This is a genomic window from Geobacillus sp. GHH01 (genome assembly GCF_000336445.1).
Lineage (GTDB): Bacteria > Bacillota > Bacilli > Bacillales > Anoxybacillaceae > Geobacillus > Geobacillus zalihae.
In genome coordinates, this window is sequence record NC_020210.1 from 2,312,764 (window position 1) to 2,327,768 (window position 15,005).

The 15,005-nt window shown below is 53.6% G+C and carries 18 protein-coding genes; 1 reads left to right on the forward strand and 17 read right to left on the reverse strand.

Features of this window, described 5'->3' with window-relative positions; genetic code table 11:
• Positions 1-100: 100 nt before the first annotated feature.
• The 16 genes from GHH_RS11305 to GHH_RS11385 all read right to left on the reverse strand — a co-directional run bounded on the left by GHH_RS11305 (position 101) and on the right by GHH_RS11385 (position 13,368).
• Positions 101-871 carry a protein-glutamate O-methyltransferase CheR gene (locus GHH_RS11305; protein ID WP_015375271.1) on the reverse strand — a complete coding sequence of 257 codons (771 nt, stop codon included), beginning with the start codon at positions 869-871 and terminating at the stop codon, positions 101-103.
• 72 nt (positions 872-943) lie between these two features.
• Positions 944-1,393 carry a nucleoside-diphosphate kinase gene (ndk, locus tag GHH_RS11310; protein WP_013524132.1) on the reverse strand — a complete coding sequence of 150 codons (450 nt, stop codon included), beginning with the start codon at positions 1,391-1,393 and terminating at the stop codon, positions 944-946.
• Positions 1,394-1,491: 98 nt separating this feature from the next.
• Positions 1,492-2,454, reverse strand: a complete 963-nt coding sequence (gene hepT / locus GHH_RS11315; protein ID WP_015375272.1) for a heptaprenyl diphosphate synthase component II — start codon at positions 2,452-2,454, stop codon at positions 1,492-1,494.
• Positions 2,455-2,469: 15 nt separating this feature from the next.
• Entirely contained in the window at positions 2,470-3,174 is a 705-nt protein-coding gene (menG, locus tag GHH_RS11320; protein ID WP_015375273.1) for a demethylmenaquinone methyltransferase, read from the reverse strand.
• A gap of 4 nt (positions 3,175-3,178) precedes the next feature.
• Entirely contained in the window at positions 3,179-3,958 is a 780-nt protein-coding gene (locus tag GHH_RS11325; protein WP_015375274.1) for a heptaprenyl diphosphate synthase component 1, read from the reverse strand.
• A gap of 115 nt (positions 3,959-4,073) precedes the next feature.
• Complete coding sequence (gene mtrB, locus GHH_RS11330; protein WP_011231698.1) at positions 4,074-4,298, reverse strand: trp RNA-binding attenuation protein MtrB; 225 nt, start codon at positions 4,296-4,298, stop codon at positions 4,074-4,076.
• Positions 4,299-4,310: 12 nt separating this feature from the next.
• Positions 4,311-4,877 carry a GTP cyclohydrolase I FolE gene (gene folE / locus GHH_RS11335; protein WP_011231699.1) on the reverse strand — a complete coding sequence of 189 codons (567 nt, stop codon included), beginning with the start codon at positions 4,875-4,877 and terminating at the stop codon, positions 4,311-4,313.
• Positions 4,878-5,005: 128 nt separating this feature from the next.
• Positions 5,006-5,278, reverse strand: coding sequence for an HU family DNA-binding protein (locus tag GHH_RS11340; protein WP_008879623.1), 273 nt, complete (start codon positions 5,276-5,278; stop codon positions 5,006-5,008).
• A gap of 774 nt (positions 5,279-6,052) precedes the next feature.
• The gene (gene spoIVA / locus GHH_RS11350; RefSeq protein ID WP_011231701.1) at positions 6,053-7,531 is read right to left on the reverse strand and encodes a stage IV sporulation protein A; all 1,479 of its coding nucleotides are present in this window, start codon (positions 7,529-7,531) and stop codon (positions 6,053-6,055) included.
• A gap of 156 nt (positions 7,532-7,687) precedes the next feature.
• Positions 7,688-8,410 carry a hypothetical protein gene (locus GHH_RS11355; RefSeq protein WP_011231702.1) on the reverse strand — a complete coding sequence of 241 codons (723 nt, stop codon included), beginning with the start codon at positions 8,408-8,410 and terminating at the stop codon, positions 7,688-7,690.
• 17 nt (positions 8,411-8,427) lie between these two features.
• A complete protein-coding gene (locus GHH_RS11360; protein WP_011231703.1) occupies positions 8,428-8,631 on the reverse strand; it encodes a DUF2768 domain-containing protein in 204 nt (67 codons plus the stop codon).
• 181 nt (positions 8,632-8,812) lie between these two features.
• A complete protein-coding gene (locus GHH_RS11365; RefSeq protein WP_011231704.1) occupies positions 8,813-9,847 on the reverse strand; it encodes an NAD(P)H-dependent glycerol-3-phosphate dehydrogenase in 1,035 nt (344 codons plus the stop codon).
• 331 nt (positions 9,848-10,178) lie between these two features.
• On the reverse strand, positions 10,179-11,489 hold the full coding sequence (der, locus tag GHH_RS11370) for a ribosome biogenesis GTPase Der (protein ID WP_013144887.1): 1,311 nt from the start codon (positions 11,487-11,489) through the stop codon (positions 10,179-10,181).
• Between the two features lie 208 nt (positions 11,490-11,697).
• Entirely contained in the window at positions 11,698-11,883 is a 186-nt protein-coding gene (locus GHH_RS11375; RefSeq protein ID WP_011231706.1) for a hypothetical protein, read from the reverse strand.
• Positions 11,873-12,775: a YIEGIA family protein gene (locus tag GHH_RS11380; protein WP_011231707.1), complete on the reverse strand. Its 903-nt coding sequence runs from the start codon at positions 12,773-12,775 to the stop codon at positions 11,873-11,875. Before GHH_RS11380 ends, GHH_RS11375 begins: the two co-directional genes overlap by 11 nt.
• Complete coding sequence (locus GHH_RS11385) at positions 12,772-13,368, reverse strand: hypothetical protein (protein WP_015375275.1); 597 nt, start codon at positions 13,366-13,368, stop codon at positions 12,772-12,774. Before GHH_RS11385 ends, GHH_RS11380 begins: the two co-directional genes overlap by 4 nt.
• Before the next feature lie 126 nt (positions 13,369-13,494).
• Here GHH_RS11385 and GHH_RS18370 point away from each other — a divergent pair, with 126 nt between their 5' ends.
• A complete protein-coding gene (locus GHH_RS18370; RefSeq protein WP_013144883.1) occupies positions 13,495-13,629 on the forward strand; it encodes a YpzI family protein in 135 nt (44 codons plus the stop codon).
• 174 nt (positions 13,630-13,803) lie between these two features.
• On the opposite strand, the gene rpsA is transcribed toward GHH_RS18370, so the two are convergent.
• A complete protein-coding gene (rpsA, locus tag GHH_RS11390; protein WP_011231709.1) occupies positions 13,804-14,967 on the reverse strand; it encodes a 30S ribosomal protein S1 in 1,164 nt (387 codons plus the stop codon).
• Between the last annotated feature and the right edge of the window lie 38 nt (positions 14,968-15,005).

Consider the following 15,005-nt stretch of genomic DNA (forward strand, 5'->3'; position numbering starts at 1 on the left):
GTTTGTCTCTCCCTTCAGGTCTTTAACGCGTTTAAGTAAAAATATATCATAAATTCGAAAAATGAAAATAGTTTCAAGAAAAAAAGAAGCCGGCGCGGAGCTATTTTTTTCGGTAAAAAAACGTCTCTTCGACTTCAAAACCGTACAGGCCGGGATTGAAAATCTGCTCGGTGCTGCCGACAAACAGCACGCCTCCCGTCCGGAGCGCGTCGTGAAATTTGCGATACAGCATCCGCTTCGCCTCTTCCGTAAAATAAATGAGCACGTTGCGGCAGACGATCAAATCCATGTTGCGCGGAAACGGATCTGCGAGCAAGTTGTGCTTTTGAAACTTGACCGTTTGTTTAATCTTTTCGTCTATTTTATAATATTCGCCTTCTTTCGTAAAAAACTTTTTTCTCATTTCCTCGGGCAGCTCTACAAGCGACCGTTCGCTGTACAAACCGAGGCGCGCGCGGGCGAGCGCATTATCGTCAATGTCGGTCGCCAACACCGACACGCGGTGAAGCGGCAATCGTTTTGCGAGCACCATCGCGAGCGTATACGGCTCCTCGCCCGTTGAGCAGGCAGCGCTCCACACGTTCGGGCGCGGGTTTTCCGCCAATAGCCGCGGCAAAATGGTGTGCTCAAGCACCTCCCAACGCTTGGCGTTCCGGTAAAACTCCGAGACGTTGATCGTCATCCGATCCAAGCATTCATGCCATAGCGCCGGCTCTTTCTCCATCGCTGCAAACAGCTCGGCAAAGCTTTTTAGCCCTTTTTTCATGTACAACGACGCCAAACGCCGCTTCATTTGGGCTTCCTTATATAGCGATAAGTCAATGCCTGTTTTTCGCTTTACTTTGGCAATGAACTGCGCATAATCGTCCATCGTCGCCTGTCCCTCTCCCCTGTCAATGTACAAAAACGGCAAAAACCGGCCGAATGGCGGCCGGTCTTCGCATCAGTACAGCCATGCATTGATCTGTTTCGAATAGCTGACGAGCTCTTCTTCTTTAAAGAACAAGCTGATTTCGCGTTCGGCGCTTTGCGGCGAGTCGGAGCCGTGGATGACGTTTTTGCCGACCGTCAAGCCGAAATCGCCGCGGATCGTGCCAGGGGCAGCCTCCTGCGGATTCGTTTTCCCCATCATTTGCCGGGCGGCGGCGATCACGTTCTCGCCCTCCCACACCATGGCAAACACTGGCCCCGAGGTGATAAAGTCGACAAGCTCGCCGAAAAACGGGCGCTCTTTATGTTCAGCGTAATGTTGCTCGGCGAGTTCGCGCGACACTTGCATCAGCTTCGCGCCGACAAGCTGGAAGCCTTTTTTTTCAAAACGGGCGACAATCTCGCCGATCAAATTGCGCTGAACCCCGTCCGGTTTTACCATGATGAATGTCCGTTCTGCCATTCGCTCTCCACCTCTACTGTCGTATGTACTGGGAAACGGATTCCCACCCATCATAGTATCATTGTTTTCCGCCGTTGGCAACAGCGTCCTTGAAAGCGCTAATAATCCCTTTTCCCAATGTAGAGGGCGAGATCATGAAGCAGCGTGCGCGCTTCGTTGGCCGGCAGCTCGCCAAGCAGGCGAAGCGCCTTTTCCAAATAGCGGTCGCTTAGCGCATACGATCGTTCGATGGCGTCTGTCTGTTTAATGGCCGCTAGCACCGCCGCCATCTCCTCGGCATCCGTGTCCGCGTTGACGGCCGTAATTTTTGCCCGCACCTGTTCATCACAAAGGGCATACAGCACGGGGAGGGTGACGTTTCCTTGCTGCAAGTCGCTTCCGGCCGGCTTGCCGAGCTGCTCTTCCGTGCCGGTGAAATCGAGAATGTCATCGGTAATTTGAAACGACATGCCGACGTAATGGCCGAACCAATACAGCCGGTTGGCCACCGCCTCCGGCGCGCCGGCGGCAAGGGCGCCAAGCTGGCAGCTGGCGGCGATCAATAGCGCCGTTTTTCGGCGGATGCGCCGCAAGTACGTGCGAAGCGGCTGATCAAATCGGTATTTATCCTTGATTTGCTCGATTTCCCCGTGGCACACTTCAACGATCGTTTTCGCCAGCACTTGATGAGCGCGGGGGCTGTCAAGCTCCGCCATCCGCTCAAGCGAACGGGCGAAGAGGTAATCGCCTGTATACATGGCAAAGCGGTTGCTCCATCTCGCCTTGATCGTCGGCCGGCCGCGCCGCACGTCGGCGTCATCGATGACATCGTCGTGAACGAGCGATGCCATATGGATGAGTTCGAGCGCTACGGCTACATGTTTAATCCGTTCGAAATCATAATGGCCAAAGCGGGCGGACAGCAAGACAAAAACGGGACGGATGCGCTTTCCGCCCGCTTGCAATAAATGGAGCGCCGCTTCCCCGAGCGGCCCGTATTCGGATCGGACCGTCCGCTCCAGCTCCTCTTCGACCGCCGCCAAATCATCGCTTAAAAACGAATACATCGCCTTTAACTTCATGGTGTTCACCTTGACTCATCGTTTATAGCCTAAATGCATGGCCGCTACGCCGAACGTGTACGGTTTGACCTCGACATCGACGAAACCGGCTTCGCGGAACATCTCGGCCAGCTCGTCCCGCCCTGGAAATTCGCGCGCCGATTCCTGCAGCCACGAGTATTCCTCATAGCTTTTCGCCAACAGCTTGCCAAACAGCGGCATAATAAACCGAAAATAAAAATAGTAAAGCTGGCGGAAACCAAACAACGTCGGCTGCGACGTTTCCAGACAGACGGTCATGCCGCCCGGCTTGGTGACGCGGTGCATTTCCTTCAGCACCGTCATATAATCAGGAACGTTGCGCAAGCCAAAGCCGATCGTCACATAATCGAACGAATTGTCGGGAAACGGCAGCTGCATGGCGTTGCCGTGAATGAGCTTGACATTGCCGAGGCCGCGCGCCTTCACCTTTTGTTCGCCGACTTTCAGCATGTTTTCGCTGAAGTCAAGGCCGTACACTTCCCCCTCCGGCCCGACCGCCTCAGCCAGCGCGATCGCCCAGTCGGCCGTTCCGCAGCAAACGTCGAGCGCCCTTTTCCCTTTTTGCACATTCATCCTCCGCATGACGTCTTCGCGCCATTTCAAATGGCGGCGGAAGCTGATGACAGAATTCATCCGGTCATAATGTGCAGAAATGTTTTCAAATACGCGATGGACTCGCTCTTCTTTCGATTGATGCATCGTTCTACCCTTCTTCCACCGACTTTTTGACGATGGCTTGAAATCCGCCGGCAAGTTCCGCCATGCGAAACCGCAGCAGGTCGTTCATCGGCAAATTCGCCGCCAGCAGCGCTTCCTTGCAATGGTCAATATAACGCTCGCAAAGGCGAAGCAAATGCCGCTTTTGTTCTTTCGTCAGCCCTTTGGCCCATGGAAAGGCGATATGCGCCATTTGCTCAAACAGCATGGATGACCCCGTGCGGACGAACGCTTCCTGCTCGAGCAGCAAGCGCCGCAACAGCAAGTAATGGCCGGAAAATCGCCCCCATTGCGGCGCCCCGATGCGCTCGGCAAGCTTCGCAAGCAACGCCGACTCGATCGTGCCGACCGCGGCGAACAGCGTCTCGATCCGCTCCACCTTTTTTTCATACAGCCGCACTTTTTGCTCATTCATCTCGCGGACCGCTTCGGCGAACAAACGGATGAGCGCAACATCGCCCGAGCGCGCCAGCAAGTCGTAATAAAGCCCGCTGTACAAGTCGCCGGCCAAAACGACAAGCTGCCGCGTCCGCAAATCGCCGCCGCGGTCTGTCACCTGATCATGGGTGTCAAGGGCGATTTGCATGAGCATCATGGCGATGATGCACCGGTCCGGCTCATTTGGCGCCGCCGGAGCATCCATCATCATCGACAGCGAAAGCAGCAGCCGGTCTTCATCAACAGCCGGCGCCGGCACATGCGCGCGCAAATACGAATGGTCAAGCAGCCGTTCGATTTGTTCCTTCAATGACGCCAATTTCACCATGATGTCATTCACTCTTCTCACCCTTGTCCCCCAAAAAATATCCGCACCGCCATGACGGACTCCATTATAACATAATTTTGTCGAAAACGCTCTAGTTTGCTAGAAATTTGCTGGTTTACTTTTTCCCTTCCGATTCAACCACACCGTGGCGCGTTTGAATATACGCTTTTCCTCTCACTTTGATCGCCGACGTATGTTCCGTGAACTGAGCAATCAACACTTCGCCTTTGTCAAGCTTTTCCGAATGGTGAAATCTTGTGTCCGCGCCGCGCGTCAGCCCGATGACGTTCACCCCGTCTTCGAGCGCTTTAATGACGACAAAATCGCTGTTTGTGTACATCCTCTTCCCTCCTTACGCTTTGATTAACGAAAGCACTTCAGCGCGGGCGTTGGCATCTGTTTCAAACACGCCGCGCACCGCTGTCGTCACTGTTTTGGACCCCGGTTTTTTCACCCCGCGCATCGTCATGCACATATGCTCCGCCTCAACAACGACCATCACCCCATGCGGCTCAAGCGCCTCGACGATCGAATCAGCGATCGTTGCCGTGATGCGCTCTTGCAGCTGCGGGCGGCGCGCCACCGCCTCAACGGCTCGAGCGAGCTTGCTCAGCCCGGTCACTTTCCCTTCCCGCGGAATATAGGCGACGTGGGCAGCGCCAAAAAACGGCACTAAATGGTGTTCGCACATCGAATAAAACGGAATATCTTTGACGAGCACAAGCTCCTCATGTTCCTCGCTGAATACGGTTTGAAAGTGTTGCTTCGGGTCTTCCTGCAGCCCAGCGAACACCTCGGCATACATTTTCGCCACCCTCTTCGGCGTATCGACGAGCCCTTCGCGGTTTGGATCTTCCCCGATCGCCTCAAGAATGAGGCGGACCGCATATTCAATTTGCGCAAAATTGATCTCTGGCATACAAACAACATCCTCCTGCATCATAAAAGCTGCATGTAATCCGATTCTAGCATAGGGAGCCAAAAAAAACAAAAAAGAAGGGCCGGTGGATCACCTGCCCTTCCCTCCTGCGCTCCTGCTATGTAGGCTTACTTGACGGCATCTTTCAATGCTTTGCCCGGTTTGAATGCAGGAACTTTGCTTGCCGGAATTTCCATTTCTTCGCCCGTTTGCGGGTTGCGTCCTTTCCGGGCGGCGCGCTCGCGCACTTCAAAGTTTCCAAAACCGATTAATTGCACTTTATCGCCTTTTCGCAGCGCTTCTGTAATCGAATCAAACACCGCATCAACGGCTTTTGTCGCATCTTTTTTGGAAAGACCGCTTGTTTCAGCGACCGCGTTGATCAATTCCGTTTTGTTCATGCCATTCACCTCCTCCCAAGGGGCTGGTCTTGTTTACTACCATTTGTGCACACTTTTCTGCTTTTCTATACATAGACATCCAATTCCAGCGGCAAGAAGGCCCGCGCGCCGCGCCGGCGCAGCCAATCATTCTATGTTTGCCTCGCGACAGTCCGCAGGAGATGCGCCTATGCCGCCGGCTGAAGCCCCTTCCCAACAGTTTGGGCTCCTCCTGTTTTCGCCGGGCGCAAACGAAGCCAAGGGCGAGGAAAGCCGCCTTCTTCCCGCCAACAGGCGGTGACATGCCTAATCTTAACCAATTGACCGCGGAAATTCAACATCTTTTTTCGCAAAAACGGCCAATTTTAGGCATATTTCACCAAAACAACGATTTCAGATAAAAGATTACCATAACGCCATGCCTATAATCAAGTGCCAATCCTGATTTCTCAAAGGTTTTGGCGATTTTTTCCCTTTGCCGCTTAGCAACTGAAAAAATGGCATCAAAAAAAGCTCCCTTGTCGGGAGCTTGCGCGCGGCCTCCGCTTTTCTTTCTGTCTAGCTGCGGCGCCTAGCTCTCTTCTGCCAAATAACCTTCCCCCTCGGGGTGCAAGCACCCCCTGCGGGTGAAGAACATTTGGCTTCGAGAGCTAATCTCGGCGCCTCCGCTTTTCTTATTGTCTAGCTGCGGCCGCTAGCTCCCTTCCGCAAAATAACCTCCGCCCTCGAAGTGCAAGCACTTCTGCGGGCGGAGAACATTTTGCCTCGGGAGCTTGGCGCGCGGCCTCCGCTTTTCTATAAAATAATCGCGATGAGGCCGCCGGAGCCTTCGTTGATGATGCGCTCAAGCGTTTCTTTCAGCTTGTAGCGGGCGTTTTCCGGCATGAGCGCAAGTTTCGCTTGGATGCCTTCACGGACGATGGAGCTGAGCGAGCGGCCGAAAATGTCAGAGTTCCAAATCGACAGCGGATCGTCTTCGAAGTCTTGCATTAAATAGCGGACGAGCTCTTCGCTTTGCTTTTCCGTGCCAATGATCGGTGCAAACTCCGATTCGACGTCAACTTTGATCATATGAATCGACGGCGCCACAGCTTTCAAACGGACGCCAAAGCGCGACCCTTGGCGGATGATTTCCGGTTCGTCAAGACTCATGTCAGACAAAGCGGGCGCAGCGATGCCGTAGCCGGTTTGTTTGACCATTTTCAGCGCGTCGGCGATTTGGTCATATTCCGCTTTCGCATGGGCGAAGTCTTGCATGAGCTGAAGCAGATGGTCTTTGCCGCGAATCTCGACGCCGACGATTTCTTTTAAAATTTGATCGTACAGCTCATCCGGTGCATACAAGTCAATTTCGGCGATCCCTTGCCCCATTTCGATGCCGGCAAGCGCCGCTTTTTCGATGAAATCGTACTCGGCAAACTGCTGCACAACCCGGTCGACGTCGCGCAGCCGTTTGATGTCTTTGACGGTGTCGCGCACCGCTTCTTGATAGCTTTCGCGCAGCCAATGATCTTCGCGCAGCACCATCACCCAGCTCGGCAAGTTGACGTTCACTTCAAGCACCGGGAATTCATATAATGCTTCACGAAGCACGTTATACACGTCGGCTTCGCGCATGCTTTCCACGCTCATGGCGAGCACCGGAATGTCGTACTTTTCGGCGAGCTCGCGGCGAAGCGCCTCGGTTTCCGGATGGTGCGGCCGAACGGTGTTGACGATCATAATGAACGGCTTGCCGACTTCTTTGAGCTCGCTAATGACCCGTTCTTCCGCTTCGACATAGTCTTGGCGCGGAATTTCCCCGATCGTGCCGTCCGTCGTAATGACGACTCCAATCGTCGAATGTTCTTGGATGACTTTTCTTGTCCCGATTTCCGCCGCCTCTTGGAACGGGATCGGCTCTTCATACCAAGGCGTGTGGATCATCCGCGGCCCGTTTTCGTCTTCATATCCTTTTGCGCCGGGCACGGCGTAGCCGACGCAGTCGACAAGCCGGATGTTGACTTCAAGACCCTCGTCGACTTTCACCGTCACCGCCTGGTTGGGCACGAACTTCGGTTCTGTCGTCATGATCGTCTTGCCGGCGGCGCTTTGCGGCAGTTCATCTTGGGCGCGCGCTTTATCGGCTTCGTTTTTAATGTTCGGAATCACGACCAACTCCATAAACCGTTTAATAAACGTCGATTTTCCGGTGCGGACGGCGCCGACGACCCCTAAATAAATGTCGCCGCCGGTCCGCTCGGCGATATCTTTAAAAATATCGACCTTTTCCAAATGACTCCCCTCCAGTCCTTCGGTCGTTATAAGAAACAGTGGAATGAGCTAGCATAGTCGGACACTATATGCATATGATGTTGTCCGATTCGGTTATGACTAAAATAGAAAAAATCCCTTCTCTAGAATGTATTTTCCTAGAGAAGGGAAGATGACTCATTTTGTAAAAAAAATCGGTTCATTCGTCTTGGCGTCGATCGTATAGGGCAACGAATACGCCGGCACAAACAGCGAATGGTCGGTCAAAATCGGGCGAATATCGTCACCCGGCTTGTAGTGGTGCGGATATTTTTTCAACGCCGCATACAAATCAGAACGGTAGTCAATGTAAATTTCTCCATTCCCGTCGATGACAAACGGCAAGTTGTTGCCGGAAAACGGGCTGACGACATAAGGCGGCTCTTTATAGCCGAGCTTTTTGTAATCGAGCGTAAATACGCCCGGCGCAACGACGTCTTGAAACGGCGGATATTTATGCTTGTCCGTGTACATGCTAAGCCGCAGCTTCAGATCACGGATGCGTTCGGCTAAGCGCAGATCAAGCAGCTTGACCGTCGGGTTCGTTTCCGCATCGATGATCATATACTGGAAGACGCCCCCGCTTTCATAGGCGTTTCCCGGCGGCTCCTGCATATAGCGGGGAACGAGCTTTTGAAAATCGACTGGATACTTCAAATACATCGGCGTGTTCATGTCGCGTGTTTTAATCGGCAGAAGCCCGCCGGTCGCCTTCCGGTACTCATCCACCGCCGATTGGACGGCCGCCACTTGGTCTTTGTAAGGAATTTGGTTTTGTTTCAGCCGCTCTTGTGGATACAAGCAGCCGGAAAGCAGCGCCAAACATATACATGACAACAACAAGCGAGCGATTCGTTTCATCTTTCCCACCTTTTTGCCTATTGCGGTGTCGGTCCGCTGAATACGACGAAAATGATGATGATGCCGGCGAAAATCAAAAGAATGTAGGCGACGAGCGCCAACAGAAAGCGAAGCCATTTCATCTTGACTTTGTAGCGGCTTAAGTAAATGAAGCCGACGGAAATAAACATAAACACCATCGAGGCGATGGCGATCCACATTTTCGCTAACGCCGGTGACATGGACGCTCCTCCTTTTTTTCGACAACTATCATTATAGCATTGGCAAAAAAAAAGCTGAAGTAAAGCGGGGCTTTCTTTACTTCAGCATCCCCTCATACCCTTCCGGAAGCTCAAGCCGATGATGGTTCGCCATATTGTATGCAGAACGAAGACGACTTGTACCGCCATTGGCCTATTTTCATCATTCTTGTTCGGCAAAAATGTTGTTTAAGTCATCCATTTCCTCTTTTTTTCCGCGCGCCATGAGCGAATCGACCGCCTCTTTCGGGTCTTTTCCCGCAAACAATACGTCATAGAGAGCTTCGGTGATCGGCATCTTCACACCAAGCTCTTTCGCCAGCTCATAGGCGGCTTTTGTCGTTCGCACCCCTTCGACGACCATCCCCATGCTCTCAAGCACCTCGTCCAGCTTTTTTCCTTGGCCGAGCATGTAGCCGGCTCTCCAGTTGCGGGAATGGACGCTCGTGCACGTGACAATCAAATCGCCGACTCCCGTCAAACCAGCGAATGTCAACGGATTAGCGCCGAGGGCGCAGCCGAGGCGGGCAATCTCGGCGAGCCCGCGCGTGATGAGGGCCGCTTTGGCGTTATCCCCGTAGCCAAGCCCGTCGCTGATTCCAGCGGCCAAGGCGATGATATTTTTCAGCGCCCCGCCGACTTCGACGCCGATTAAATCCGGGTTCGTATACACGCGAAAATAGTGATGGTTCATAAAGATGTCTTGAATGCGGCGCGCCGCTTCCATATTTGGCGACGATACCGCCACGGTCGTCGGGTGGCGGAGCACGACTTCCTCGGCATGGCTCGGCCCGGAGAGAACGACAACATCTGCAAGCCATTCCCCCATTTCCTCGGCGACCATTTCCGACACCCGCTTATGCGTCCCTGGTTCGATTCCTTTGCTGACGGCAACAATGGTGATCGGCTTGGCCAAGCAGGCGCGCACGTCCGCAAGCACCGAGCGGATCGCTTTCGTCGGCACGGCGAGCACAACGATCGCAACGCCGTCAAGCGCAGCGCAAAGGTCGTCATAGCCGATAATGGCGTCCGGCAGGCGAACGCCTGGCAAATATTTCTCATTTGTCCGCTTTTCGTTGATTTCGCTGATCTGCTCGGTCCGATGACCCCAGAGCCGGACGTGGTGCCCATTGTCAGCCAGCACGAGCGCCAACGCCGTTCCCCAGCTTCCAGCCCCCAATACGGCGATGTTCTCCATCGTTTTCCACTTCCTTTATCCGATTGTCGCAACCTTGAAAAATAGCAATCGCGCCGCCTCTTCGCTCCTGTTCGTCCGACTTTCGCGGCGGCGACACATGGCTTACGCTCCTGTGACACCACCCACACAGAACCAAGCTTTCCTTGGTTCGAGCCTCTTCGCCGGCCCCGCAGCGCGTGTCGCTGATGGGCGCGCGGCCTCCGCTTTTCTTCCTGTCTAGCTCCGGCCGCTAGCTCCCTTCCGCAAAATAACCTCCGCCCTCGAAGTGCAAGCACTTCTCGGCGCGGAGAACATTTTGCCTCGGGAGCTTGGCGCGCGGCCTCCGCTTTTCTTATTTCCGCGGGCGGGCGATGATTTTAATCGGCGTGCCTTCAAAACCGAATGCATCGCGGATGCGGTTTTCCAAAAACCGTTCATATGAAAAATGCATCAGTTCCGGGTCGTTGACAAACGCGACAAACGTCGGCGGTTTGACGGCGACTTGCGTCATGTAATAAACTTTCAGACGCCGCCCGTTATGCGTCGGCGTCGGATTCATCGCCACCGCATCCATGATGACTTCATTGAGCACATTTGTCTGGACGCGCATCGCATGATTGTCGCTCACAAGCCGGACGAGCGGCAAGAGCTTATGCAGCCGCTGCTTCGTTTTCGCCGATACGAACAAAATCGGCGCATAGTCCAAAAACGGAAAATGGTCGCGAATCTTCCGCTCAAATTCGACCATCGTTTTGTCGTCCTTTTCAATCGCATCCCATTTATTGACGACCAAAATGACACCGCGACCCGCTTCATGCGCGTATCCGGCGATTTTTTTGTCCTGCTCGATGATGCCTTCCTCAGCGTTTAACACAACAAGCACGACGTCCGAGCGCTCAATGGCCCTTAACGCGCGCAAGACGCTATATTTTTCCGTGCTTTCGTAAATTTTTCCTCGTTTGCGCATCCCTGCCGTATCAATGATAACATATTCCTGCCCTTCGCGCACAAATGAGGTGTCGACGGCGTCCCTCGTCGTACCGGCGATGTCGCTGACGATGACCCGCTCCTCACCTAAAATGGCGTTGACAAGCGACGATTTGCCGACATTCGGCCGGCCAATGAGGCAAAACTTAATGACGTCTTCTTCATACTCTTGTCCACCGCCCTTTGGAAAATGACGGACAACAGCATCAAGCAAATCGCCAAGCCCTGTCCCATGAGCTCCGGAAATCGGATACGGCTCCCCAAAGCCCAGAGCGTAAAAGTCGTAAATCAAATCACGCATTTCCGGATTGTCGATTTTGTTCACCGCGAGCACAACCGGCTTATTCGACCGGCGGAGCAGCTTGGCCACCTCTTCATCAGCCGCAGTCACACCGTCCCGGCCGTTCGTCATAAAGATGATGACATCCGCCTCATCGATGGCGATTTCCGCCTGCTGGCGAATTTGCACAAGCAGCGGCTCGTCGCCAATGTCAATGCCGCCGGTATCGATCAAATAAAACGAATGGTTCAGCCATTCGGCTCGGCTGTAAATGCGGTCGCGCGTCACTCCAGGTACGTCTTCGACGATGGAAATGCGTTCCCCGACAATACGGTTGAAAATCGTCGATTTTCCTACATTTGGACGGCCGACAATGGCCACGACTGGATTTGCCATGCTACCACCCTTTATCTTCGTTTTCTCCTTACCTTTGTCGCTGAAAAAAAACGCCCTTTTCGGAAGGGCATCGGTCCATCAACGCCAAGGGCACTTGACTGCGAGGCTAGGAAGGAAATGACTTTTTACCAATCAAGTGCATCTTTTAGCGATGAACCAGGGTAGGCTACAACTGCTTTATTTTATCAAAAAGCGAAACGCTCAACAACTAATGTTTGACGATAATAAGAAGCCCCTCGCCCACTTCATGGGCGATGCCATCCAAAATCGCCTCTAAATTCGCGGCGATCTGTTCCATTTCCTCTTTCGTTTGGCAAATAAAGATCGGCGCACCGCCGGCGACGCGCCCGCCGTTCATCGTAATGACGGCCAAAATTATTTTTTCATGCGTCATCGCCGCTCCACCCCTTCCGCTTCCAACGCCGTTTCTTCGGCATGCGGATGGCGCTCTCAAGCACCGGCACGTTTTCGATGACAGCCTTCGCCTTCTCGACATCCTCGACTTGCGGCAAAATAAAAATGCCGACGCGTCCGTCATTCAAATCGCGCTTGGCGAGCGGCACGAGCGCCGGCGTTCCCGAGTCGCGGTAAATGCCGAGGGCGGTCGATACATCATGCAAAATCGCCTGCCGCTGCCCAAGATTGGCGATCGTCGTGCGGGCGTTGAAATTTTTCGGCGTTAAAATAAACCCCATTCCATAGCGCAAAATTTCTTCGCGCCGCGCCGGCAAGCCGATGTTCATGATATAGATGTTGTCAACATACAGCCCTGCCCCTTCAAAATGCGGCTTGACATATTGGACCTCGGCAATGTCTTTCAGCCGGCTTCCGCTCATAAACCGCCGCGCCGTCATAAGGCCGATGATACTGGCGGCAAGCGCGGCCCAAATGTCCCATACTAAATAAAAGAGCGTCGATAAAAAGGAGACGAAAATGACTAAATAGTTCCGCCCTTCAAACACAATCGCGATGCCTTCGATGTATGTTTTTCCTCTCGGCACCAGCTCATACTGATCCAACTCGTTCAACGTATTGCGCTCCATATTGCGTACGTCGCGAAATTGTGAGGCGGCCAAGGCCAAAAACGTGATCGCTGCGAACTCTTTTTCCATAATCGCCGGCACGGCGACCGTTCCCAGGCCGGCGGCAATGGCCCCTAAGGCGATATGGATTGTCCGACCGTGCAAATACGTCGGGTATTGCCGGTAATCGGTGCGCAACAAATAAATCCGCGTCAACACCCCAGCGGCAACACCGTATAAAATCGGAAACGTGTATTCGTTCACGGCTGCCTCGTCCTCCTTACAGGCCGTTTTTCCTCAAGCTGCAGCGAGAAGAAGCGGATCGATTCCCAAACGAGCAAAGATGATGCGCTAATGGCGAGCGCATCCAAAAAGGAAAACGACCCAAGCACATAACCCGGCGCCATGCGCAAGATGGACATGGCGTACACCACTTCCCCTTGACAGCCGCCGAGCGCCAGACAAAGAAGGCGGGCGGATATGCGGCGGTGGAACAGACTGCTGATCAAGGCCATCCACCAGCCAAGCATCCATTGGCCATCAAGCCAAATCCAGACCGGATCAAACAAGGCAAGCAGACGAAAAGCGGCATAGGCAAACGCCAAGCCGGACGCTGACAGCGCCATCCGCAGCCATCCGCATGGCCGCTGTGTGACCGCCGCGTAACAAGAGGAGAAAAAAAGCACAAAAAAGGACGCCGCCATATGAATGGGACTGATCTTCACCGTCATCGAGGCCGAACTGATCATGAATAGCGAAAATGCAGCCAGCTTCGTCCGCTCGACGGTCTTTTTCATCAAAAATGTCGCTGCAATCCATAAAGCCCAAAAAAAGAAATAAAAATAAGCTCCTTCCATCTTTTCCACTCCTTATTATGTTCATTATGTCATCTTTTATGAACGTTCATTCCTGTATAGAAAAAACAGCATTCGTTCATAGTAAAAAATGATCGCTGTACCGAAGCAGAAAGGAGCCATGGCGAAATGGGAAAAGATCGACAGGAAAAAAAGCTGAAGCAATCGCGGCGCGTCGAGTCAGATCGGGATCAGTCCCTCTCCTATAAAGGAGCGGCTCGGCTCGACACGCCGGAGGAAGCGCGGGAACGGAACCGCCATTAAGAAAAAGCGGTCCTTCTCTTCCCTTGCGGCCGCTCTTGTCCCGATGCGAGCAACAGCCGCACCCTACTGCAATGAATCAAGCAAAAAAGCTCCCTCCGTCCAGATGGCTCAAGCCATCGGACAGAAGGGAGCTTTCGCTTTGTTTTGACAGCTAGTTGATCTTGTGGCTCTACATTACTTTAATTTTTTCAGCTGCTCGCCAATCACTTCGCCGAGCTGAAAGCCGCGCGTTTCCGACGTTCTTGTGTATTGGCTGTAATCCTCGGCCGGCGCGGCCGCCTCCTCCTCAAGCAGCGCGCGGATGCTGAGGGAAAGGCGGTGATCCGCTTCGTTGACGTCGAGCACTTTCGCCTTCACCACGTCGCCTTCTTTCAGCACTTCATGCGGCGAGCCGATGCGGCGGTTGGCGATTTGCGACACATGCACCAATCCTTCGACGCCTGGGAAGACTTCCACAAACGCGCCGAATGAAGCGAGCCGTTTCACCGTCCCGGTGACGACATCACCCGGTTTCACTTTTTCGCCGAGGCCTTCCCATGGGCCCGGCAGCGCTTCTTTGATCGACAGCGACAGGCGGCCTTGTTCCGGGTCGACAGCCAACACTTTCACTTTCACCGCATCGCCTTCTTTCACCACTTCCGACGGATGAGCGACGCGCGTATGGGAAAGCTGGGAAATATGTACGAGCCCATCAAACCCGCCGACATCGACAAAGACGCCGAAATCGGCAATGCGGCGGACGACGCCATCCAACACTTGCCCCGGCTCAAGGCGGGAGAGCAGTTCTTTTTGCTGCCGCGCTTGTTCTTCCTCAACGACCGCCCGATGCGACAAAATGACGCGGTTTTTCTCGCGGTCAAGCTCGACGACTTTCACGGCGAGCGTTTTTCCTTTATAATCGGAAAAATCTTCGACGTAATGCGGCTCGACAAGCGACGCCGGGATGAAGCCGCGCACTCCGACATCGGCGACAAGACCGCCTTTGACGATGTCTTTAATGACTGTTTCAAATGTTTCGCCGCTTGCAAATTTGCGCTCAAGATCTTCCCACGCCCGCTCGGCGTCCACCGCTCTTTTCGATAAAATGAGCAACCCTTCTTCCCCGTCTTTTCCTTCTTCCACTTTTTTGACTTTGGCCGTCACTTCATCGCCGACAGCGACGGCATCGCTCGGTTTTTCAATATGCAAGTTCGACAGCTCGCTGATCGGAATGATGCCGCTTTGCTTGCTGTTTTCCACCTCGACCAGCACTTGCTTGTCCTCAAGCTTCACCACTTTGCCGCGGACGATATCGCCCACTTCATACACATTGACTTGCACATTCATCTCTTCTGTCATCGCAAAAACCCTCCTTCATCGACTGACAACTGTCAAAA